The organism is Streptomyces sp. SID14515 (genome assembly GCF_010548505.1).
In the GTDB taxonomy this organism is placed as follows: Bacteria; Actinomycetota; Actinomycetes; order Streptomycetales; family Streptomycetaceae; genus Streptomyces; species Streptomyces caviscabies.
Genome location: NZ_JAAGMH010000065.1, coordinates 260998 through 282921, shown reverse-complemented (window position 1 = coordinate 282921; position 21924 = coordinate 260998). Strand labels below are relative to the sequence as shown.

Sequence of the window (21924 nt, the reverse complement as noted above, 5' to 3'; positions counted from 1 at the left end):
CCCAGACGGATACCGCGGGGCGTTGAGCGATCGATGAGCAGGGCTCGCACGGCGGGGCAGACCTCCTCCGGTGTCCGACGATCCGGCGGGCGTCACAGCCCGAAGCGCGCGTGCTGTGCCTCCGGCACCAGGTCGGTGTACTCCGGGTGCCGGCCGAGCCAGCCGCGGATGAAGGGGCAGAAGGGAAGCACCTTGAGCTCCTGCTTCCTGGCCTCGTCGAGAACCGAGCGGGCCAGCGCACCCCCGAGGCCTCGGCCCCCGAACCGCGGGTCGATCTCCGTATGGAGAAAGGCGATCTCGTCCCGGAATCGGTGATATTCGACGAATCCGGCCCGCTCACCGCCGTCGAAGATCTCGAAACGCGATTCATCGGGGTTGTCGGCCACGTGAGATTCCATGGTTCCCTCCTCGGGATGGCTGCCGCGCCGCCGCCTCCGCCTGGGAGGCAGAGGCGTACCGGGAAGCCAATCATCCACATAGTTGATGCGTCGACATAACTTACGGGCGGCAGCCGCGCACCGCGCCCGGCTCCTCAGTCACTGACCTTGCTGCGGGACTGGTACAGCAGGTCCTGGTAGTCGGGGTGCCGGGCGATCCAGCCCGCGAAGAAGGGGCAGGTGGCCAGCACCCGCAGGTTCGCCGCGCGCGCCTCGTCGAGAGCGGCCCGGACCAGCGCGGAGCCGACTCCCCTGCCCTCGTACGCCGGGTCGACCTCGGTGTGCACGAACGCGACGAGCTCCGACGTACGGATGTACTGCGCGATGCCCGCCGGCTCGGACTGCCCGTCGACGCGGGCCTCATAGCGGTTCGCCCCGGGTGCGTCGCTCACTTCGACCGCCATGTCTCCTCCTTGAAGGCCTGCTCACGACCGGCTCGACGGGTACCCGTCGACCGCAGCCTCACCTTAACCTCGAAAGGTTGATGCATCAACTTAAGGTGGTCCACGACCGCCGCGGCCGCGTCAGTCGTCGGTGAGCCAGCCGCGCTCGCGCAGTGCCTCGACGAAGCGGGCGTATGCGTCGTCCAGGGCAGGGCGTTCCTCCGGCACCGGCTCGACGAGCGCTCCCGTGCGCACCATGGCTGCGGCGCTCGCCGTGAGGTCCTCGTGGAGCGTGCCCGTCGCGGCGAGGAGCGCGGCGCCGAACGCCGTCTCCGCGCGCTCGACGACCCGGACCGGGCGGTTCAGGACGGTGGCGCGGATCGCCGTCCACACCGCGCTGCGGCTGCCTCCGCCGGCCGCGTACAGGGGGCCGAGGACCGGTACGCCGAGGCTCTCGATCCGGTCCAGGGCCAGGCGTTCGACGAACGCCACTCCTTCGAGTGCGGCCCGGTGGGCGTCCGTCTCGTCGCGGGGGCGGCCCAGTTCGAAGCCGCGCGCCGTGCCGGAGACGAAGGGGAACCGTTCGCCGTCGCGGAGCAGTGGGTAGCGCACGTACGAAGCGGGGCCCCGGGCGGCCGCTGCGGTGTCCAGCGCGGGCAGGCGGGCCGGAGCGGTCCGGGCCAGGCACTCGCCTCCGGTGTTGGACGCCCCGCCGGGGAGCCACCAGCCCTCGGGGTGGCGATGGCTGTAGAACGCTCCGGTCGGATCGCGCACCAGGTCGGCGGAGACCCCCTTGAGGACGTACGTGGTGCCGAGCACGCCCACGAACCGGCCCGGCTCGACCGCGCCTGTGGCGATCTGGCCCGCACAGCCGTCCGTCATCCCCAGGCGTACCGAGCACCCTTCGGGCAGGCCCGTGGCCTCGGCCGCTTCCGGGCCGACGACTCCGGCCTCGGCGCCGGGGGCGCGTACGGCGGGGAGCAGTGCGAGCGGGAAGTCGAGGGCGTCGAAGACCTCGTGCGCCCACTCCGAAGCGCGGGCGTCGTAGCCGGATTTGAGCGCGTGGCTCCAGTCCGTGGCGACCGGATGGCCCGTCAGCTCGCGCCCGACGATGTCGGGTGTGTGCAGGACGTGGCGCAGGCCGGGGCCGTATGCGCGTAGGCACCAGACGGCTCGGCCGAGCGCCGCGGTGGGGCCCACGGACAGGCCGAGCGCGTTCCAGCGGGCGCTGCCCGTCCGCTGGGCCTCGGCATTGAGGCCGGCGGCGCGCCGGTCGTCGTACATGAGGGCCGGGCCGACCGGTTCGCCGTCGGCGTCGGTGGGCACGATGGTGCCGGATGTGGCGGACACGGCCACCGCGATCACCTCGCGGCCACCCCGGGGCAGTGCGGCCGTGGTGCGGCGGAGCGCCGACCGTACGGCGGGCCACCAGGAACGGGCGTCCTGTTCGCTCGTCCCCGCAGAAGTGCGTACGGGGGGCGGCAGATCGGCCCGGGCTTCGGCGAGCACGTGTCCCTGTCCGTCCACGCACAGTACGCGGACGGACGCGGTGGCCACGTCGATGCCGATCACGGCCGGAGGGTGGGGGGTGGTGCTGCGGGAGTCACTGCTCATGGCTGAAAGCGTCCTTCCCCGGCGGGACGAGCCTCGTCCGTCCACCATCCGCATGGGTGGTGCTGTGTGAAATTAACACGCCTTCTATCATTGTGAGAGGGAGGGAAGGAATCAGTGGGGGACGGTCGCCACCGTCACCTGTGTGCGTTCGCGGAGTCTGCCGAGCAGTTCGGCGTCCGCTCCGTCGTCGACGACCAGGTGGTCCAGGTCGGTGACGGGGCCCACCCGGTGCAGCGCGGTCCGGGCGAGCTTGGTGTGGTCCATGAGCATCACCTTCGTCGCCGCCGACGTCAGCATCGCCCGTTTGACCAGCACCACGTCCTGCTCCTGGTGGTAGGCCGACCTGGCGTCCAGGGCGGAGGTGGAGACGGCGACGAGGTCGACGGAGAGCGCCTCCACCGCCTCGACGCAGGGCATCCCGAGGAAGGAGTCGTGGGTGCGTGAGTACTCCCCGCCCAGGGCGATCAGGCGGATGCCTTCGCAGTCGGTGAAGACGTCGAGCACCCGGCGGGCGTTCGTGACCACGGTGAGCGGGGCGAGGTCGACCAGCAGTCCGGCCATGACCAGCACCGTGGTGGAGTCGTCGAGCATCACCGACATGCCGGGCTCCACCAACTCGGCGGCGGCGCGGGCGACGGCGTTCTTCTCCGCCGTGTTGACGCCGAGCCGGTAGTCGAGGCTCGACTCGAACACCGTTGAGGGCAGGGCGGACGCGCCGCCGCGGAAACGTCGCAGCACTCCTTGCCGTGCGAGGTCGTCGAGGTCGCGGTGGACGGTCATCAGGCTTACGCCCGTGAGCTGCGCGAGGGCGGCGCCCGTGGCCGTGCCCTGCTCCACGACATGGTCGGCGATGAGCCGTCGGCGCTCTTCGGCGGATCTCTTGGTCATGGGGATCAGTCTCCCGCAGGGCCCGGGCCGGGCGCGGGGGCGGGGGTCGCGGTGGTGGGGACGTTGAGCGAGCGCAGCGCCGTGTCCGTGCCGCTGATCTCGATCTCCGTGACCGCCCCGTTGTCCAGCCGCGGGAAGATCCGCCGGTAGCGCCCGAGGGGCAGTCCGAGAAGTTCGCACAGGGCGATGCGCAGCAGGGTGTTGTGGGCGACGACGAGCACCCTGCCCCCCTGGTGACGGTGCGCGAGGTCGCGGAGGGCCGCGGTCGCCCGTGCCGCCGCCCGGGCGACGGGCTCGGAGCCGGGGAAGGCGCCGGAGTCGGCGTCCTCGCGGAAGCGCCGTACGGCTTCGGGGTCCTCCTCGGCCATCTCCTGGATGGTCCGGCCCTCGCCCCAGCCGAAGTCCACCTCCCGCAGCCCCTCCTGGACGTCGACCGCCAGGCCCAGCGCCGCCGCCGCGGGGCCCGCTGTCCGGCGGGCGCGGCTGAGCGGGGAGCAGGCGATCGCGTCCACGCCGCCGCGGGCGGCCCAGGATCCGAGGTCGGCCGCCTGGGCGGTGCCTCTGGGCGTGAGGGCGATGTCGGTGACGCCTGCGTACCTGTTCTCCGCGTGCCACTCGGTCTCGCCGTGCCGTACGAGCAGGAGACGCGAGGTCATGGAGACCGCCCTTTCGAGATCGAGGCCGAGGCCCGTGCGTGCCGTACACGCCGAGTGCGCCGGGCGCATTGCCCGTTCACGCGGGCGCTGTTAAATTTAACAGAAATTCCACAGCCCAGGACCGGTCTGTCGCGGCCCGGACCATGCTCCGACCTGCTCGCCCCGCGATCCCACCGGCTCTCCTCGCAGAAGGAATCCGACGTCATGCGCATCCTCGCCGCAGGCGACCACTTCGTCCGTCCCGCGTTGATTCGCGCGGCAGTGAGTCAGGAGCTGTCCCGCACGGGCGGGGAGCCACCGGAGTTCGCGGAGCTGACCCTGCCGTGGCCCCATGAGCCCTTCGGTCCGGTCGCGGAGGTCCTTGAGGCGAGCGGCACGGAGGACGAGCTCGTCGAGGCGCTGGCCGGGGCGTCCGTCTGCGTGACGCAGATGGCCCCGTTCACCGAGCGGGTGTTCGCCGCGTCGCCCGCGTTGCGTTTCGTCGCCGTCTCGCGGGGCGGACCGGTGAATGTGGACCTGGCCGCCGCCACCCGCCACGGAGTCCGGGTCAGCTTCGCCCCCGGCCGTAACGCCCCCGCGGCCGCGGAGTTCGCCGTGGGGCTGATGCTCGCGGCGATGCGGCGCATCAACGCGGCCGACGCGGAGCTGAAGCGAGGCGTCTGGCGGGGCGATCTGTACGCGTACGAGGAGAGCGGCGGCGAGCTCGGCGGGGCCACGGTCGGGCTCGTGGGCTACGGCGCCATCGGTCGCATCGTGGCCCGGGTGATGCGCGCCTTCGGTGCCAGGGTGCTCGCGGCCGACCCGTACGCCGATCCTGCCGCGGTCGAGGCGGACGGGGTCGAACTCGTCGAGCTGGACGCTCTTCTGAGCCGGAGTTCGGTGGTGAGTCTGCACGCCCGTCTGACCGAGGAGACCCACCACCTGCTCGACGCCCGCCGCCTCGGTTTGCTGCCGCACGGCGCGGTCCTGGTGAACTCCGCCCGCGGCGGACTGCTCGACCACGCGCCGCTGCCGGAGCTGCTGCGCAGCGGCGGTCTCGGGGCGCTCGCCCTCGATGTGTACGACATCGAGCCGATCCCCGCCGACTGGGCGCTGCGGGACGTACCGAACGTGATCACCACGCCCCATCTGGCGGGCGCGACCCGGCAGACGGCTCACCGTGCGGCGGACATCACCGCCGCCGAGGTCGGCCGCTTCCTGCGGGGGGAGAAGCTGAAGCACCTCGCCAATCGGGACGTCCTGGCGGCCGGCCAGCCCTGATCGCCGCCGCCATCGACGCCGCCCGGGAATCCATCGGCCCGCACAGGAGGTACCAGGCGTGAGCACGATCATCGGCGTGGACATCGGTACGTCGGTCACCAAGGCCGTGGCGTTCGACGGGACCGGCGAAGGCCTGGCCTCCGCGAGCCGTCGCTCGCACGTGGAGATGTTGTCGGGCGGGCGGGTCGAGCAGGATCTCGACGACGTCGTGTCCGGTGTCGTCGAGGTCGTTCGCGAGGTCGCCGCCGCGATCGGCCGTACGCCGGACGCCGTGGCGCTCACCGGGCAGGGCGACGGTCTGTGGCTGCGGGACTCCGACGGCCGGCCGGTGCGGCCCGCCATCTCCTGGATGGACGCGCGGGCCTCGGACCTGGTGACCCGTTGGCTGGCCGACGGCACGATCGGCGCCGCCTACGCGCACACCGGCTCCGGCATGTTCCCCGGGTGCCACGGCCCGCTGCTCAACTGGCTCCAGGAGCACGAGCCGGAAGCGCTGGACCGGGCCGCCGTCGCGGGGTACTGCGTCGACGCGGTCGCCCAGCGCCTGACCGGCCGGGTGTGCCTCGACGCCTCCGACGCGACGCTGCCGTTCCTCGACCCGCGTACCCGCCGCTACGCACCCCAGGCGCTGGCGGCGTGCGGGGTCGAGGAGCGGGCGGGGCTGCTGCCGACTCCCGCCCCGCCCGGGACGGTGCTCGGGCTGGACGGGCGCGGCGCCGGACTGCTGGGGCTGCCCGAGGGGCTGCCGGTGGTGGCGGGGCCGTACGACCTGCCGGCCTGCGCGATCGGCAGCGGGGTGCGTGAGGTGGGGGACGGGGTTCTCATCCTCGGTACGACCCTCGCGAGCCAGGTGCTGACCGACCGCGTCGATCTCGATCCGCTCGCCGAGCCCGCCGGCATGTGGCTGTGCACGCCCGACCCCGGCCGGTGGCTGCGCGCCATGCCCGCCATGGTGGGGACGGCGGCGCTGGAGTGGGTGCTGGCCCTCGTCGGCGCGACGACGGCCGACGTCGACGCGCTGCTCACCGACAGCCCGCCCGGCGCCCGGGGCGTCCGCGCCTTCCCCTTCCTGTCCGAGGCGGGCGAACGGGCCCCGTTCGTCGAGCCGTCGGCGCAGGGCAGGCTCGACGGGCTCAGCCTGGCGACGGGCCGGGCGGACGCGGTGCGGGCCGTCTGCGAGGCCATCGGGTACGCGGCCCGGCACTGCCTGGACGCGGCGGGGCTGAGCGGCACGCTCGCGCTGTGCGGCGGCGGCACGCGGTCGGTGATGTGGGCCCGGCTGATCGCCGACGTCCTCGGCCGGCCCGTCCGTATTCCGTTGGAGGAGCAGGTCGGGGCGCTCGGCGTGGTGTCCGTCGCCAGGGCCTCGCTCTCCCCCGGGTACGAGGCGCCGCCCGGGCGCCATCAGGTGGTCGATCCGCGCGCGGACGTACGGGCGCTGTACGAGGACGGATACGAGCGGTACCGCGCCGAGTTGGCGATGGCCCGCACCGTGTGGGGAGCCCCCGCGCGGCTGCCCGTACATCGCTGAACGCCCGGCCGTCCTGTTATTTATGACATGACCATTGACACTACTAACATTTCCACTGTTAATTTGACGCGAAGGAGGGCTCTCCGCCTCAAGACTCAGGAGATTCCAGTGAAGCAACGCTCTGTCAGATCTCTTGCGGCAGCCTTGTCCGCGATGACGGTGATCGTCTCCGCCGCCGCCTGTACGACGAAAGCGCCGAGCGGCTCGGACGGCAGGTCGTCGGAGAACGCGAAGATCGCCTTTCTGATGCCCGATATCGCCTCCACCCGGTACGAGCTGTACGACGCACCGCTCTTCAAGGCCAAAGTGAGGGATCTCTGCGGCGGTTGCGAGGTGCTCTACCAGAACGCGGGCGGCGATGCCTCGAAGCAACAGCAGCAGGCCGACTCCGCTCTCGCGCAGGGCGCCGACGTCATCGTGATCGATCCGGTGGACTCCGCCGCGGCGGCCAGCACCGTCCGTACGGCACAGGGGCGGGGTGTTCCCGTCATCGCGTACGACCGGCCGATCCCGGCGGTCAAGGCCGACTACTACGTCTCCTTCGACAACGAGAAGATCGGCTCCATGATCGGCGCGTCCCTGGTGGAGCACCTTGAGGCCACCGAGGCCGAGGGCGGTCTCCTCCAGGTCAACGGTTCACCGACCGACGCGGCGGCGGGCCTGATCAAGAAGGGCATACACAGCGCGGTCGACTCCAGCGGATTCGATCTGCTCGCCGAATACGACACCCCTGCCTGGGAGCCGGGCAAGGCGCAGAGCTGGGTCAGCGGCCAGATCAGCAAGTTCCCGGGGAAGATCGCCGGTGTGGTGGCCGCCAACGACGGCACGGGCGGCGGTTCCATCGCCGCGTTCAAGGCGGCCGGAGCCACCGTGCCGCCGGTGACCGGGAACGACGCCGAACTCGCCGCCGCGCAACGGATCATCAAGGGCGATCAGTACAACACCATCTCCAAGCCCATCAAGACCGTCGCGGAAGCCGCGGCGACCGCGGCCTACGCCTTCGCCCAGGGGAAGAAGCCCCGGGGCGACACGACGCTCTTCGGCACCCCCTCCGAACTCTTCACCCCCACCGTGGTCACCCGGAAGAACATCGCGGAGGTCCTGGTGGGCGACGGAAAGCCGCTCAAGACCGCTGAGGTGTGCACGGCGACGTACGCGGCCGCCTGCGCCGAGGCGGGTGTCACGTAGTCCGCGGGAACGGACGGCTCCGCGGCTCCGCACGGACGACCTCGGTGCCGGGGCCGCCGTCCCTTCTCCTCCGCCCGCCTCGGAAGGTCGGTCGATGTCTGCTGAGTCCTTTCCCTCCCCGCGAGAGGCGTCCGGGGGCCCGCTGCTCTCGCTGCGCGGGATCAGCAAGTCCTTCGGTGCGGTCGCCGCGCTCACCGACGTGGCGCTCGACGTCGCCGCGGGCCAGGTCGTCGCTCTGGTCGGCGACAACGGCGCGGGGAAGTCCACCCTGGTCAAGGTCCTCTCCGGGGTGCACCAGCCGGACGCCGGCACCGTCGGCTTCGGCGACGGGATCGTCTCCATCCCCTCCCCCGCCGCCGCACAGCAGCTCGGCATCGCGACCGTGTTCCAGGACCTCGCCCTGTGCGAGAACCTGAACGTGGTGGAGAACCTCTTCCTCGGACGGGAGTTGCGCGGACTGCGGCTGGACGAGGTGACCATGGAGGTCCGCTCCCGCGCCCTTCTCGGGGAGCTGTCGGCGAAGATCCCCTCGGTGCGCGTCCCGGTCGCGGCCCTGTCCGGCGGACAGCGGCAGACGGTGGCCATCGCGCGGACCCTCCTGGGCCACCCCAAGGTGATCATCCTCGACGAGCCGACGGCCGCCCTGGGGGTGGCGCAGACGGCGGAGGTGCTCAACCTGATCGAGCGTCTGAAGGAGCGTGGCCTGGGCGTCATCATGGTCAGCCACAACATGGCCGATGTGCGGGCCGTCGCCGACACCGTGGCCGTCCTGCGGCTCGGCCGCAACAACGGCGTCTTCGACGCGGCCGAGGCGACGGCGTCGGACCTGGTGGCGGCCATCACCGGAGCCACGGACAACGTGGTCAGCCGCCGCGCCGGCCGGGAGCGGAGCGCGAGCGGCGGAACGGAAGCCTCGGGCGAGGAGGAAGCGTCATGACCGATCCGGCGACGGGCAAGGGAGAGGTCATGACGGAACCGGCGACGGCCACGAGCCCGGAGCTTTCCCGGGGCGGGCCCCGGAAGCCGACGAACTGGTCCGACGGGGTGCGCGACCAGTGGCGGGCGGTCTCCGCCCGGCTGCGCGGCGGCGACCTCGGTCTCCTGCCCGTACTCGCCGGTCTCGTCGTGATCTGGGTCGTGATGCAGATCCTCAACCCGATCTTCCTGTCGAGCGCGAACCTCACGAACCTCGCTCTCGAAAGCGTGCCGGTCGGCATCATCGCCCTGGGCGTCGTCTGCGTCCTGCTCGTCGGGCAGATCGATCTGTCGGTCGGCTCGGTCAGCGGACTCGGCGCCGCCGTCCTGGCGGTCCTCTTCGTGGACCGGGGGCTGCCGGCCTGGCTCGCCGTGACCGCCTCGCTCGCCCTCGCGGCTCTGATCGGCTGGTTCTACGCCCAGGTCCACAACCGGATCGGGGTGCCCAGTTTCGTCATCACCCTCGGCGGTCTTCTCGGCTTCCTCGGTGTGCAGTTGTGGCTGCTCGGGCCCAAGGGTTCGATCAACCTGCCCTTCGATTCGGGCCTGGTGACCTTCGCCCAGCTCCAGTTCCTGCCGCCCTGGCTGGCGTACACGCTGGTCGTCGTGGGCGCGGCGGTGCTGTACGCGACCGGCGCGGCCCGGGCCGGGGAGCGCCGGCGGGCGGGTCTCGCCGCCGCCTCCCGGCGGCTGCTCGTCGGGCGGAGCCTGGCGTTGCTGGCCGGCCTCGGCGCGGCGGTCTGGTATCTCAACCGGGACCGGGGGGTGGGCTGGATGTTCGTGTTCTTCCTCGCCCTGGTGCTGGCGTTGCACTACGTCCTGTCCCGTACCTCGTTCGGCAAGTCGATGTACGCGGTCGGCGGCAACATGGAGGCCGCCCGGCGTGCGGGCGTAAATGTGAAGGCCGTCCTCACCACCGCGTTCGTGCTGTGCACGACACTCGCGTGCGTCGGCGGGATGCTTTCCGCCTCGCGGCTCGCGGCGGCCAACCAGAGCAGCGGCGGCGGTGACGTCAACCTCAACGCCATCGCGGCGGCCGTCATCGGCGGGACCAGCCTGTTCGGCGGCCGGGGCACCGCGTTCGCCGCTCTGCTCGGCGTACTCGTGATCCAGTCGATCTCCAGTGGGCTCACCCTGCTGAATCTCGACTCCGCCTACCGCTTCATGGTGACCGGCGGGGTACTGCTGTTGGCGGTGTCGTTGGATGCCGTGGCCCGGCGTTCGCGGGTCTCGCACGGCAGGGCCTGAGGTACCGCTCGCATCCGATGGCGCCGCTCACCCCAGGATCTCGATCTCGGAGGAACCATGCGAAGCCGAGCACTCGCTCACACCGCCGCCCTGTTCCTGTCCACCGTCCTCGCGTCGGCCCTGCTCGCGGCGGGCGGGGGCCTGGCCCATGCCCGTACACCGGCCGCGCCTCCCGCCGGGCACACCGACGCCGTGCCGCGCTCGCCCTCGCCGCCCGCTTCCGTCGACGGCGGGGCCTGGCGGTCCGGTCATCTCCAGGGCACCGCCGTCGACCGCCGCCGGGGCCACATGTACTTCTCCTTCACCGATCTGCTGGTGAAGACCGACCTGGCGGGCCGGCCCATCGGCTCGGTCACCGGCTTCACCGGGCATCTGGGTGATCTGGACTTCAACACCGGCGACGGCCGGGTCTACGGATCTCTCGAGTACAAAGCTGCCGAGGCGTTCTACATCGCGATCTTCGACGGGTCCCGCATCACGCGGATGAACATGGACGCCCGGACCACCGACGTGGTCTCCACCGTCCATCTCCGGGAGGTCGTGCGGGACTACACCGCCGACATGAACGGCGACGGCGTGTTCGACGGCGACACCGGCGACACCCCCGACCACCGCTACGGCTGCAGCGGGATCGACGGCGTCGCCTTCGGACCCGACCTGAACCGCCGGGGCGGCGGCCGACTGCTCACTGTCGCGTACGGGATCTACTCCAACACCGCCCGCCCCGACAACGACCACCAGGTGCTGCTCCAGTACGACGTACGCGACTGGCGAAGGTACGAGCGACCGCTCACCGAAGACGCGCAGCACACCAGCGGCCCCGCCTCGCCCGGCGGCAAGTTCTTCGCCCACACCGGCAACACCACCTACGGCGTCCAGAACCTGGAGTACGACGGGCACAGCGGCAACTGGCTGATGGCCGTGTACAAGGGCAAGAAGACGGCCTTTCCCAACTACTCGCTCTACGTGGTGGACGGGTCGAGGCCCGCACGCCGAGGAGCGGTGAAGGGGCAGCCACGCCCCGAGTCCGGTCGCGTCCTGTCCCTTCTCCCGCGCGGGCTGTTCCACGAGCCGTCCGGTGTGTACGGGTACGAGTCGGCGGGCCAGTACGGTCTGGTCTCGCTCGACGACGGCCGCTTCTACCTGGGCGAGGCGGGTACGGCCGACTCCGGGGGCACCACGTTGCAGACCGGCCGGGCGGTGCTGCACCGATGGACGGGAGCGGTGCCGAATCCCTTCACTGCGCCGGGGCGCGCTCGATGAGGTCGCGGAGTTGGGAGCGGGCGGTGATGCCCAGCTTGGGCAAGCTGCGGTAGAGGTGTGAGCCGACCGTGCGCGGCGAGAGGAAGAGCTTCTCGCCGATCTCGCGATTGGTCAGCCCACGGGCGGCGGCCGGGGCCCTGGGCATCGAGCCCCACGCCGACGCCTTCGCGGAAGTCCCCGACGACCGGTGGTCGAGGCCGCCTCCCGGCTCGCGGGCCTCGATCTGCGGACCGGGACGCATCATGATCCGCTGGTCGGACTCAGCCCGTTCAGCCTGGTCCTCGACACACAGCCGGCCGTGTCCGTCGCCGCCGGCCTCGGCGCCGACGTCGATCTGCTCATCGGGAGCAACGCCGAGGAGGGCCGCCTCTATCTGGTTCCCGTGGGCGCGTACGGCACCTCGACCACCGGGGACGTCGACGAGGCGGCGGCACGCTCGCACCCCGATCCGGCGCGACTCGTCGAGACCTACCGCGCGACGCGGCCCGGGGCGTCCTTCGGTGCGCTGCGCTCCGCCGTCGTGGGCGACGCCCTGTTCGGCGCAGGCACCTGGGCCCTCACCGACGCACACGCCGCGCATCCCCGATCCGCCACCCATGCCTATGAGTTCGCCTGGCGCTCGCATGCTCTGGATGGAGAGTTCGGCGTCGCCCACGGGGTCGAGCTGCCGTTCGTCTTCGACCTCGCGTACCTCGGCCGGCTGCACGGGCCCGCGGCGCTCCTCGGCCCCGACGAGCCTCCCACTCCGATCTGGCCGCCCGGACGCACGCGGCCTGGATCAGGTTCGCCAGGACCGGCGACCCGGGCTGGACCCCGTACGACACCGAGCGCAGGGCCACGATGCGCATCGACGCCGAGTGGACCCGGCTCGATGACCCGCGCGGCCGGGAACGGCGGGCGTGGAGCTGACCCGGGCTCGGGACGGAGGCATGGATGTCGCCTCCGTCGCCCCACCGAGTAAGCCGGATCGCGCCGAACGGCTGTTACACAACGATCATTGAGTGCGTTCGAGCGGCCTCTGCATACTTCAGAAATCCGGGGCGCTGACCTATCCGACTCGTCCCGAGCGGCCGGGCCTTCGCCCGCCCGATTCACTCCTGAGCAGGGGCTCTCTTGCGTAAACGATCATTGAAGGCCTGCGCCGTCGCGGCGGCCGCCGTCGCCGTGACGATGGGCATGACCGGCCCGGCGTCGGGGAAGAGCGGCGGCCCGGGCACGGCGGCCCCGGCCACCGCCAACACCTCGGTGGCGGCCGACAGAACCGTGCACACGGTCACCCTGATCACCGGCGACCGGGTCCTCGTGGACGCCAAGGGCCGGGTCGGTGGTATTCAGCGGGCCAAGGGCCGGGAGGACATTCCCTTCTTCACCGAGATCCACGACGGCCGCACCCATGTAGTACCGCGTGACGCACGGCAGTTGATCGCCGACGGCGTTCTGGACCGGCGGCTGTTCGACATCACCGCGCTCTCCCGGCCGGAGAGCCGCAGGGCGCACCGGGCCGGTCTCAAGGTGATCGTCGGCTACCGGGGGGCCGCGGCCGAGTCCGCCCGGGCCGAGGTGCGGTCCGTCGACGGCACCACCGTCCGCCGGACCCTGTCGGCCCTCGGCGCCGATGCCGTCACCGCCTCCGCCGACAGCACGGGCACGCTGTGGGACGCCCTGACGCGTCAGCGGCGCGACGGTTCGGCGGCCACCACGTCCGGCATCGCGCGGATCTGGCTGGACGGTGTGCGCAAGGCGTCGCTCGACCGCAGCACCGGCCGGATCGGCGCCCCGGCGGCCTGGGCCCGGTCGTTCGACGGCACCGGTGTGAAGATCGCCGTGGTGGACACGGGCATCGACGCCACCCATCCGGACCTGGCGGGCCGGGTCGCGGCGGAGCGCAACTTCAGCGCCTCCCCGGATGCCAAGGACCGTGACGGGCACGGCACGCACGTGGCGTCCACGGCGGCGGGCACCGGGGCGAAGGACGCCCGGTTCAAGGGGGTGGCGCCGGGGGCCCGGCTGATCAACGCCAAGGTGCTGGACGATCAGGGCGTCGGTGACGACTCCAGCATCCTCGCGGGCGTCGAATGGGCCGTCTCCCAGGGCGCCGACGTCATCAGCATGAGCCTGGGCGGCCTCGACTCCCCCGGCATCGACCCGCTGGAGGCCCAGGTCAACCAGGTCTCGGCGGAGAAGGGCGTCCTGTTCACGATAGCCGCGGGCAACAACGGGCCGGATCAGGGCACGGTCGCATCGCCGGGCAGCGCCGACGCGGCCCTGACCGTCGGCGCCGTCGACGACGACCTGATCGCCGACTTCTCCAGTGTCGGACCCCGTACCGGTGACAAGGCCGTCAAGCCCGACATCACCGCGCCGGGCGTGTCCATCACGGCGGCCGCCGCCGCGGGTGTGGAGGGGCAGGACCCGCCCGGCTACCAGAGCCTGAGCGGTACGTCGATGGCGACCCCGCACGTCGCGGGCGCCGCGGCGATCCTCAAGCAGAAGAACCCCGCCTGGACGGGCGCACAGCTCAAGGCCGCCCTGACGGGCTCGGCCGAGGGCGGCTCCCACTCGGTGTTCCAGCAGGGCGCGGGCCGGCTCACCGTCGACAGGGCGCTCGACCAGACGGTCGTCGCCGAGCCGGTGTCGGTCTCCCTGGGCACCCAGCCGTGGCCCCACGCCGACGACTCCCCCGTCACCGAGAAAGTGTCGTACCGGAACAACGGCAGCGCCGATGTGACGCTGGATCTGTCGCTGGCGGCGCCCACCGGCGCGGACGGACAGCCTGCCCCGGCCGGGTTCTTCACCCTCGGGGCACCGCGGATCACGGTCCCGGCCGGCGGCACCGCCGCCGTGGACCTGACGGCCGACACCCGCCTCGGCGGTACGGTCGACGGCTCCTACTCGGCCACCGTCGTCGCGTCCGGGGGCGGGCAGGGCGTGCGCACGGCGGCCGCGGTGGAGCGTGAGCCGGAGTCGTACGAGGTCACCTTCAACACCACCGGCCGGGACGGCGCGCCCAGCACCGGCTGGCAGGCCGACCTGAAGGGCCACGGCGGCTCCGCCTCGGGCCTGCGGTTCTTCCCGGACCTCTCGTCGGGTTCGGCCACGGTCCGGCTGCCGCGCGGCACCTACAACCTGTCGGCCGACCTGCTGGTCGACCCGGCGGCCCCGGGCAAGGGCGCCGACCTGATCAACAACCCGCAGTTCTCGGTGACCGGACCCACCACGGTCGAACTCGACGCCCGGACCACCCGGCCGGTGTCGTTCGAGGTGCCGGACGCGACGGCCACGCCGACGCGCGCGGGAATGATGTACGCCCTCAACACGCCCGAGACGGGCATCACGCTGTGGAGCGACTTCACGAGCTTCGACAACGTCCGGACCGCATACCAGGGGTCCCCGGTGACCGGCGATTCCTCCCTCTACCAGCAGTGGTCCGCGCACTGGAAGCAGGGTGACACCGAGTACAACGCGCTGGCCGGCCGCATGGTCCCCGAGCTGGCCACCGGCTACCGCAAGACCTATACGACCAAGAACATGGCCCTGGTGAAGGTGGGCGTCGGGTCGTCCGTGCCCGGCGTCGACGGCATCGTCAAGGCATACGGCGAACTGGCCGACGGGGGCGTCGACCCGGGCTTCTCCGTGCGTACGGCGCCGGGGACCCGGAAGGTGTACCTGTCGACGGACGACGAGGCCGTCTGGAACATCGTGGCGGGTGTGCTGGGTCCGAAGGACCCGGCGGGCGACCGGCAGATCGAAGCGGCCTACTCCTTCGACCGGTCGCGGCGGTTCGAGCCGGGCACGACGCACACCGAGAACTTCCATGTCGGTGTGATGGGGCCGAAGCTGGACACGGGCGACGGGATCGTCCGCGACGGCGACGACATCCACGGCTCGCTGACGCTGGTCAGCGACGGGGCGGGACATCCCGGGTTCTCCCGGTACGCCGGCGCGAACACCACCATCCACCGTAACGGTGTGCTGTACGCGAAGGAGGACGCGGCCATCGACGAGCGCTTCTTCGAACTGCCTCCGGAGTCCGCCACGTACAAGGTGGCGACCACGATCAACCGGAACCCGGCCGTCCATCGCGCCGGCACCCGGATCGAAGCCTCGTGGACCTTCACCTCGGCCCGTACCGAAGCGCCTGCCACGCTGCCGGTCTCGACGGTCCGTTTCCTGCCGCGGCTCGCGCTGGACTCCACCGTTCCGGCGGGCGGCAAGCAGACCTTCCCCGTCGTGGTGCAGGGCGCGGCGGCCGGAGCCGGTCTGAAGTCGCTGCGGGTGCTGGTCTCGTACGAGGACGACAAGTGGCTGCCCGCCAAGGTCACCGCGGGCAAGGTCACCGTACGCGCCCCGGAGAAGGGCAAGGCGGTATCGCTGAAGGCCGTCGTCCTCGACAAGAAGGACAACGAGTCGACGGTCACGATCCACAACGCCTTCTTCGGCAGGTGAAGCGCCGACCCCGGGCGGGCTGAACACGGCCCGGGATGAGGTGAGAAGAGCGGCCCGCCGGAGCTTCGGTTCCGGCGGGCCGCTGCCTCTGCGTGGGTGCGTGCGGGCCGGCCGTCCCGTCTGCGCGCCGGCCGGTCCGTCTCGTACGGGCCGGCCGTTGCTCTCGTACGGGATCAGCGCGCCGGGGCCGGGGCCGGGCGTACGGGGCAGTCGGCCGGGGCGAGGCGTCCGTCCTGCCCGACCAGGCTGACGGACACGGCTCCCTTCGTGTGCGCCGCGTACGCGGCCGTGCAGACGAGCTGGTCGCGGGCGGGTGCGGCCAGCCGTGTCACCGGCAGGCGCAGCTCGACCTCGACGGTGGAGCCGTCCACCACGACCCGGTCCGCGGCGGTCGCCGCGCGCGGCAGGGTGGGGGCGTTGCGCAGCCCGGCCCGCCGTTCGGCCTTGTCCGGCCCGGCGAGCAGGGCGGTGACGGCCGCGAGCGGCGAGGACTCGCCCGTCCCCTCATCGGTCGCGGCCGACCCGGCGGCGCCCGCGCTCGCCTTCTGCCAGGGCTCCTCGACGATCCGGGGCACGGGCAGCAGTTCCTCGTCGGGCGAGAAGAAGAACAGCAGGACGCGTCCCTCACGCGGGGGAAGCAGATCGGCGACGACCGGCCGGCCCGCCTCGATCACGTCCGTCTGCTGGATGCCGCAGCCGACGAGCGGTCCCCCGGCGAGCACCAGGAGCGCGGCGAGCCCGCCCGCCCGGCGTATTCGGAACACCTGCTTCCTCATCCGGTGGTCTCCGTTCCTCGGTCGATGCCGGCCGCCGGCTCCGTGTCGTGGTCGGGCGCCGGGCCGTCCGGTGCGCCGTTCCCGGACGCGGGCCCGTCGAAGGGCAGTCGCACCGTGAACCGGGCCCCGCCGTCCGGGGCGTTCTCCGCGTGGATCGTGCCGCCGTGCAGTCGTACGTTCTCCTCGGTGATCGCGAGTCCGAGGCCGCTGCCCGAGGAGCGGGAGCGTGCGGCGTCGGCCTTGTAGAAGCGGTCGAAGATGTGCGGCAGCGCGTCGGGGGCGATCCCGGGGCCGCTGTCGCGCACCTCGGTGATGAGCGCGCCGCGGTGTGCCGTGAGCCGTACGGTGACCGGTTCGGCGCCGTGGTGCAGGGCGTTGCCGACGAGGTTGGCGACGATGACGTCATAGCGGCGCGGGTCGAGGTGGATACGGAGCCCGTCGGGCAGCTCCGCGTGGACCCGGCCCTGCCACTGCCTGCCGGACAGGGTGCTGCGTACGGCCTCCGCCGCGTCCACCTCGTCGGCGTTGAGCTCCGCCGCGCGGGCGTCGAAGCGGGAGATCTCCATCAGGTCCTCCACCAGCACGGCCAGTTTGCCGGTCTCGGCGCTGATCAGGCGTACGGCTCGCGCGGTGTCCGGGTCGAGCGTCCCGGCGTCCTCGTCCAGCACGTCCGTGACGGCGAGCATCCCGGCGAGGGGGGTGCGCAGCTCGTGCGAAACGTCCGAGGCGAAGCGCCGGGCCCGTCCGCCGGCGTCCCGCAGCTCCTGTACGGAGTGTTCGAGGCGGGCGGCCGATTCGTTGAACGTCCGGGCCAGGTCGGCCATTTCGTCGCGGCCGTGGACGGGGATACGGGTGTCGAGCTGTCCGCCGCCCATGGAGTGCGCGGCGCGCCGCAGTTCGCGGACGGGGCGCAGCACGCTGCGTGCGGCGAGCAGGGCCGGCACCAGGGCGACGGCCAGTCCCGGCAGCGCTCCGTCGCGGGCGGCGGTCACCAGGGCATCGATGTCCACCTCCTCGTTCGTCATGGGCATCACGGCGTAGAGGACCAGACCGCTGGGCACCGCGTCGCCGCCGGCGACGATCCGGGTCAGCACCGGCATCCCGATCGTCAGATAGGCGCGCCCGTCCTTGACGACCCGCTGGAAGCTGCCGTGCGGTGAGGTGAGCGCGGTGCGGCGGAGCTTCTCGGTCAGCACCCCGGAGGCGGGGCGGTCGCCCGAGGAGACGCGGACCGTGCCGTATTCGGCGAAGACGATCCATGGATGGGGTTTGGAGCGTGCCGCGATGTCGTAGAGGTGCCACCGGAGTGATTCCCGGTCAAGTGGCAGGCTGGGGACGAACCGTTCGGCTTCCTCGCGGAAGGAGACGACGGCGGTGTCCTGCGCGCGTTCGAGGACAGCGCTGCGGGCCTCGCGGTAGGTCAGTGCGGCGGTCGTGACGGCGCTGACGGCGGCCACCAGCAGGAACGCGAGCACGAGGCGGGTGCGCAGCCCGAAAGCGGCGGTCGTCGCGGGCCTTCTCACAGCGGGCCGAAGCGGTAGCCGAAGCCTCGCAGGGTCTGGATGTACCGAGGGCTGCGGGACGGGTCTTCGATCTTGATGCGCAGCCGGCGTACGCAGGCGTCCACCAGCCGTACGTCGCTGTGGTAGGTGTGCTCCCAGACGGCTTCCAGGAGCCGCTGCCGGCTGAAGACCTGATGGGGTGTCGCGGACAGGTACAGGAGCAGCTTCAGTTCGGAGGGGGCGAGGGCGACGGGCTCGCCCGCCTTGAGGATGGTGTGGCCGGCGCGGTCGATGTCGAGTTCGCCGTGGTGCTCGACGGCGGGTCTCGCGTCGGCCGGTCTTTCCATCCGGCGCAGTACGGCGCGTATTCGGGCCTCGATGACCGCGGTACGGGCGGGCTTGACGATGTAGTCGTCGGCGCCCGCGTCGAGGCCGACGACGATGTCCAGGCCGTCGCCGAGCGCGGTCAGCATGATGATCGGCAACTGGCTGCTCTCGCGTACGCGGAGGCATACCTGGACGCCGTCCATGGCGGGCAGCATCAGGTCGAGCAGCAGGAGATCGGGGCGGAAGGTGTGCAGGGCCTCCAGGCCGGTCTCGCCGGTGGCGGTGGCGAGCACCTCGTACCCGCGCCGGCGCAGCCCCAACTCGACGCCCTCGCGTACGGAGGGGTCGTCTTCGACGAGGAGGACGCGTGGCATGGAGGTGTCTCCGGGGTCGTGAGGAGGAGGCCGCGATGGAGGAATCCGCGGTGGGGTTCGGCGGGCGGGCCGCGGGCTCATCCGGTGGGGCGGGAGTGCACGCTCACGGCGTAGCCGCCGCCGTGCTGGTAGGGGTCGCCGCCCCAGGTCGCGTAGCGCTGCCGCAGGATCAGTCCGGCACGGGTGCACCAGTCGTCGAACTCCGTGAGGGTCATGGGCGGTTCCGGCAGCGGCAGGTGTGCCGCGTCGAGCCCCATGCCCGTCACCAGCAGTCCGCCGGGGCGCAGTGCGGTTGCCAGGTGTTCGACGACGGCCGGTCCGGTGCCGGGGGCCAGCAGGGGAATGACGTTCCCGGCGGCGAGCACCAGGTCGAAGCCCGGTTCCAGGCCGAGGGCGTCCAGCCGGGCCAGGTCGCCGAGGAGCCACTCCTGGGTGGGCGCCTCGCGGCGTGCGACGGCGAGCATCGAGGAGTCGACGTCCACTCCGGTGCAGTGGTGGCCCAGCTCGGCGAGCCGGATCGCGATCCGGCCGGTACCGCAACCGGCGTCGAGCACCCGGGCGGCGGGCTCCAGCAGCGTGTCGCAGAAGGTGGCCTCGCCATGGATGTCGTGGCCCGATGCGGCGAGCCGGGCGAACCGCCGGGCGTATTCCTCCCCGGCTTCTCCACCGGTCAGTTCCGCCCAACGGTCGCGTTGCCCAGTCATGTTCCTTCTTGCCTTCCGGTCAGGCTCCGCCGGTTCGTGTCGCGGTGGGCCGGGTCAGGCGGCCCAGCCGATGGAGGAGACGTTGCTGTATCCGTCGTAGTCGGAGCCGAGGTCTTCGATGATGCGGTCCCGGGGCGGCGTCGTCTGTGCTCCAGCGGAGTGCTGACGCGGCTCTGTGCGGAGCACACAACGTCAGCTTACTGATCGTTTCAGGACGAGACGCTCGGCGGGACGCACAGGCGTTGGGAGGATGTGGCGGGACCACGCATGCCAGCCCCTGCAAGGTGACGATCCGCAGGCCCGGCGGCCTCGGCAGGAACGAGGAGCGGGCTGCGATCGACCCGGACTGGAGTCCGCGGTGGCCCGTCGACTGGCAACGGCACTACGCCGCCTCCCGCCTGCTGCTCGCCGAGGAGCACGGCCCCACCGAGATCCTGCCCGGCGTCACCGTCCATGGAATCGACGTCGGGGCATGGATCCACCGGCAGCGCGAACCGTCCGTATGGCAGGCCCTGATGCCCGAGCAGCGCGAACGCCTGGAACGGCTCGGCCCGCACCCCCCCCGGTCGAAGTGGAGTGGACGTGACGGAGGAAGCGTCAGCGCCTGCCCGTACACCGGCTGCACAGCGCTCGGGCGAGAGCGAACTCCGGGCTGGCTAGAGTGGCCGCCATGAGTGATCGCTCCGGAACTCAGGACCTGTCGCCGGCGCTCCTAGGTGTGGGAGGCGACTGGCTGCCGGTCACCGCGGGTGAATCGGGAGCCTCCGTCTTCCGCGGAGCGGATGCCGCCCGGTACGCCAAGTGCGTACCCGCTGCGGAGGCGGCCGACCTGACGGCGGAGCGCGATCGGATCGCCTGGCTGAGCGACCAGGGCGTACCGGGTCCGCGGGTCCTCGACTGGTACGCCGGTGATGCGGGCGCCTGTTTGGTCACCCGTGCCGTGTCCGGCGTACCCGCGGACCAGGTACGGGCCGAGGACCTTCGAGCCGCCTGGGGGCACATCGCGGACGCGGTGCGTCGGCTGCACGAGGTGCCCGTGGCCTCGTGTCCGTTCCACCGGGGGCTCGACGACGTGGTCGCGGTCGCGCGCGACGTCGTGGCCCGTGGCGCCGTGAACCCGGAGTTCCTGCCCGTGGAACAGCAGCACGTGCCCCCGGCGGAGCTGTTGTCGCGCCTCACCGGGCAGATCCCCCGGCGGCGGGATCAGGAGGTGGCCGACACGGTCGTCTGTCACGGTGATCTGTGTCTGCCCAACATCGTCCTCGATCCGGCGACCTGGGAGGTGTCGGGCTTCATCGACCTGGGCCGTCTCGGGGCGGCCGACCGCCACGCCGACCTGGCGCTGCTGCTCGCCAATGCGCGGGAGACCTGGGTGGACGAGGAGCGGGCGCGGGCCGCGGACCTGGCGTTCGCCGAGCGGTACGGCATCGCCGTGGACCACGACCGGCTGCGCTTCTATCTCCATCTCGACCCGCTCACCTGGGGCTAGGGCCTGTCCGACGCGAGGACGACGGCGCGGTCGGCTTGTGTCCCCAGGCCGTGAGCATGCCGGCCGACAGCGCGGCGCACGCGGGGCTTTCGAGATACCGGACCGCCGCGTCGACGGCCGCGTCGTCGACCAGGCCGGTGGCGAGCATCGCTTCCCTGCCGCGCTGCCAGGTGTCGGCCCAGAAGCGGCTGATGGGGCTGCCGGGCAGCAGTGGCGGTACGTGCATCTCCGCGGCGACGGCTTCGAGGCCCACCCCGCGCAGGAGGTGCGGGTACGACGGGACCCAGGAGACGTCGGTCCCGATGGTGGTCCGAAGTCCTTGCCACATCGCCCGCATCGCCGTGGCGTACGGGGTCGCCGGCGGCCGGTCGCTCGTCAGGTCGACCGCGTCGCTGAGCACCAGGACGCCGCCGGGCACGAGGAGTTCGGCCAGCTTGCCGATCAGGCGGTCCCGCTCCGGCAGGTGCATCAGGACGAAGCGCGCGTGGACGAGCTGGAAGCGGCCGGGGGTGAAGTCGGGGGCGGTGATGTCGGCCTCCAGCACCTCGAGGCCGGGTGCGGGGCGTGCGTTCAGGAACCGTACGTCGCGGTCCACGGCGAGCACACTTCCCACCCTGGCCTCGTCCAGCAGCCGGTGGGACACGGTGCCCGTACCGGCGCCGATGTCGAGGCAGCGCCATCCCGGGCCGGCTCCGAGCGCGAGCAGTCGGGCCATGGTCAGGTCGTCGTAGGCGAGAGCCCCGAAGTCGATGCGCTCTCCCTCCCCCGCCCGATCGGGGCGGAAGAAGGCCTCGCCGTAACGACCGCCGCCGCCGGGCGTGCCCTCGGGCGGAGGGGCGGTCACGTCGCCACCGCTACGACGC

At 72.0% G+C, this 21924-nt stretch carries 20 protein-coding genes and 2 pseudogenes; 10 read left to right on the top strand and 12 right to left on the bottom strand.

Annotation, left to right across the window (positions count from 1 at the left end):
- Window positions 1–92 precede the first annotated feature (92 nt).
- From G3I54_RS12610 to G3I54_RS12590, 5 genes are all read right to left on the bottom strand, one after another.
- Window positions 93–398 (bottom strand): GNAT family N-acetyltransferase, encoded by a 306-nt coding sequence (locus G3I54_RS12610; protein WP_164614090.1) that lies wholly within the window; start codon window positions 396–398, stop codon window positions 93–95.
- Window positions 399–532: 134 nt separating this feature from the next.
- Window positions 533–841, bottom strand: a complete 309-nt coding sequence (locus G3I54_RS12605; RefSeq protein WP_164614088.1) for a GNAT family N-acetyltransferase — start codon at window positions 839–841, stop codon at window positions 533–535.
- 120 nt (window positions 842–961) lie between these two features.
- Window positions 962–2434, bottom strand: a complete 1473-nt coding sequence (locus G3I54_RS12600) for an FGGY family carbohydrate kinase (RefSeq protein WP_164614086.1) — start codon at window positions 2432–2434, stop codon at window positions 962–964.
- Window positions 2435–2545: 111 nt separating this feature from the next.
- Window positions 2546–3322 (bottom strand): DeoR/GlpR family DNA-binding transcription regulator, encoded by a 777-nt coding sequence (locus G3I54_RS12595; protein WP_164614084.1) that lies wholly within the window; start codon window positions 3320–3322, stop codon window positions 2546–2548.
- Window positions 3323–3327: 5 nt separating this feature from the next.
- The gene (locus tag G3I54_RS12590) at window positions 3328–3978 is read right to left on the bottom strand and encodes a histidine phosphatase family protein (RefSeq protein WP_164614082.1); all 651 of its coding nucleotides are present in this window, start codon (window positions 3976–3978) and stop codon (window positions 3328–3330) included.
- Window positions 3979–4182: 204 nt separating this feature from the next.
- Between G3I54_RS12590 and G3I54_RS12585 the strand changes: the two genes are divergently transcribed.
- The 6 genes from G3I54_RS12585 to G3I54_RS12560 all read left to right on the top strand — a co-directional run bounded on the left by G3I54_RS12585 (window position 4183) and on the right by G3I54_RS12560 (window position 11443).
- Window positions 4183–5238 (top strand): 2-hydroxyacid dehydrogenase, encoded by a 1056-nt coding sequence (locus tag G3I54_RS12585; protein ID WP_164614080.1) that lies wholly within the window; start codon window positions 4183–4185, stop codon window positions 5236–5238.
- A 58-nt stretch (window positions 5239–5296) separates the two neighbouring features.
- Entirely contained in the window at window positions 5297–6769 is a 1473-nt protein-coding gene (locus G3I54_RS12580; protein ID WP_164614078.1) for an FGGY-family carbohydrate kinase, read from the top strand.
- A 153-nt stretch (window positions 6770–6922) separates the two neighbouring features.
- Window positions 6923–7957, top strand: a complete 1035-nt coding sequence (locus G3I54_RS12575; protein WP_203686010.1) for a substrate-binding domain-containing protein — start codon at window positions 6923–6925, stop codon at window positions 7955–7957.
- 94 nt (window positions 7958–8051) lie between these two features.
- The gene (locus G3I54_RS12570) at window positions 8052–8894 is read left to right on the top strand and encodes an ATP-binding cassette domain-containing protein (protein ID WP_164614074.1); all 843 of its coding nucleotides are present in this window, start codon (window positions 8052–8054) and stop codon (window positions 8892–8894) included.
- Between the two features lie 29 nt (window positions 8895–8923).
- Complete coding sequence (locus G3I54_RS12565; RefSeq protein WP_164614144.1) at window positions 8924–10180, top strand: sugar ABC transporter permease; 1257 nt, start codon at window positions 8924–8926, stop codon at window positions 10178–10180.
- Between the two features lie 57 nt (window positions 10181–10237).
- On the top strand, window positions 10238–11443 hold the full coding sequence (locus G3I54_RS12560) for a hypothetical protein (protein ID WP_164614072.1): 1206 nt from the start codon (window positions 10238–10240) through the stop codon (window positions 11441–11443).
- Here G3I54_RS12560 and G3I54_RS12555 read toward each other — a convergent pair.
- Window positions 11418–11570, bottom strand: a pseudogene (locus tag G3I54_RS12555) (helix-turn-helix transcriptional regulator); the annotation flags it as partial. The gene G3I54_RS12560 and the pseudogene G3I54_RS12555 overlap by 26 nt on opposite strands.
- Between G3I54_RS12555 and G3I54_RS39435 the strand changes: the two are divergent.
- Both G3I54_RS39435 and G3I54_RS12545 read left to right on the top strand, forming a co-directional pair.
- A pseudogene (locus G3I54_RS39435) lies at window positions 11563–12352 on the top strand (carboxylesterase family protein); the annotation flags it as partial. The pseudogenes G3I54_RS12555 and G3I54_RS39435 sit on opposite strands and share 8 nt — an antisense overlap.
- 204 nt (window positions 12353–12556) lie before the next feature.
- Window positions 12557–15889, top strand: coding sequence for a S8 family serine peptidase (locus G3I54_RS12545; protein ID WP_164614070.1), 3333 nt, complete (start codon window positions 12557–12559; stop codon window positions 15887–15889).
- A 173-nt stretch (window positions 15890–16062) separates the two neighbouring features.
- On the opposite strand, the gene G3I54_RS12540 is transcribed toward G3I54_RS12545, so the two are convergent.
- The 5 genes from G3I54_RS12540 to G3I54_RS39985 all read right to left on the bottom strand — a co-directional run bounded on the left by G3I54_RS12540 (window position 16063) and on the right by G3I54_RS39985 (window position 19758).
- Complete coding sequence (locus G3I54_RS12540; RefSeq protein WP_164614068.1) at window positions 16063–16665, bottom strand: hypothetical protein; 603 nt, start codon at window positions 16663–16665, stop codon at window positions 16063–16065.
- Window positions 16662–18188: a HAMP domain-containing sensor histidine kinase gene (locus tag G3I54_RS12535; RefSeq protein WP_164614066.1), complete on the bottom strand. Its 1527-nt coding sequence runs from the start codon at window positions 18186–18188 to the stop codon at window positions 16662–16664. Before G3I54_RS12535 ends, G3I54_RS12540 begins: the two co-directional genes overlap by 4 nt.
- Window positions 18185–18868, bottom strand: a complete 684-nt coding sequence (locus G3I54_RS12530) for a response regulator transcription factor (protein WP_164614065.1) — start codon at window positions 18866–18868, stop codon at window positions 18185–18187. Before G3I54_RS12530 ends, G3I54_RS12535 begins: the two co-directional genes overlap by 4 nt.
- Before the next feature lie 77 nt (window positions 18869–18945).
- Window positions 18946–19572: a class I SAM-dependent methyltransferase gene (locus tag G3I54_RS12525; RefSeq protein ID WP_164614063.1), complete on the bottom strand. Its 627-nt coding sequence runs from the start codon at window positions 19570–19572 to the stop codon at window positions 18946–18948.
- Between the two features lie 54 nt (window positions 19573–19626).
- Window positions 19627–19758 (bottom strand): hypothetical protein, encoded by a 132-nt coding sequence (locus tag G3I54_RS39985; RefSeq protein ID WP_275407952.1) that lies wholly within the window; start codon window positions 19756–19758, stop codon window positions 19627–19629.
- Between the two features lie 98 nt (window positions 19759–19856).
- On the opposite strand from G3I54_RS39985, the gene G3I54_RS39430 reads away from it, so the two are divergent.
- Window positions 19857–20246 (top strand): helicase associated domain-containing protein, encoded by a 390-nt coding sequence (locus G3I54_RS39430; protein WP_343240321.1) that lies wholly within the window; start codon window positions 19857–19859, stop codon window positions 20244–20246.
- The gene (locus G3I54_RS12515; RefSeq protein WP_164614059.1) at window positions 20243–21061 is read left to right on the top strand and encodes an APH(3'') family aminoglycoside O-phosphotransferase; all 819 of its coding nucleotides are present in this window, start codon (window positions 20243–20245) and stop codon (window positions 21059–21061) included. Before G3I54_RS39430 ends, G3I54_RS12515 begins: the two co-directional genes overlap by 4 nt.
- Here the strand turns inward: G3I54_RS12515 and G3I54_RS12510 are convergent.
- A complete protein-coding gene (locus G3I54_RS12510; RefSeq protein ID WP_343240320.1) occupies window positions 21048–21905 on the bottom strand; it encodes a class I SAM-dependent methyltransferase in 858 nt (285 codons plus the stop codon). The two genes, G3I54_RS12515 and G3I54_RS12510, sit on opposite strands and share 14 nt — an antisense overlap.
- Between the last annotated feature and the right edge of the window lie 19 nt (window positions 21906–21924).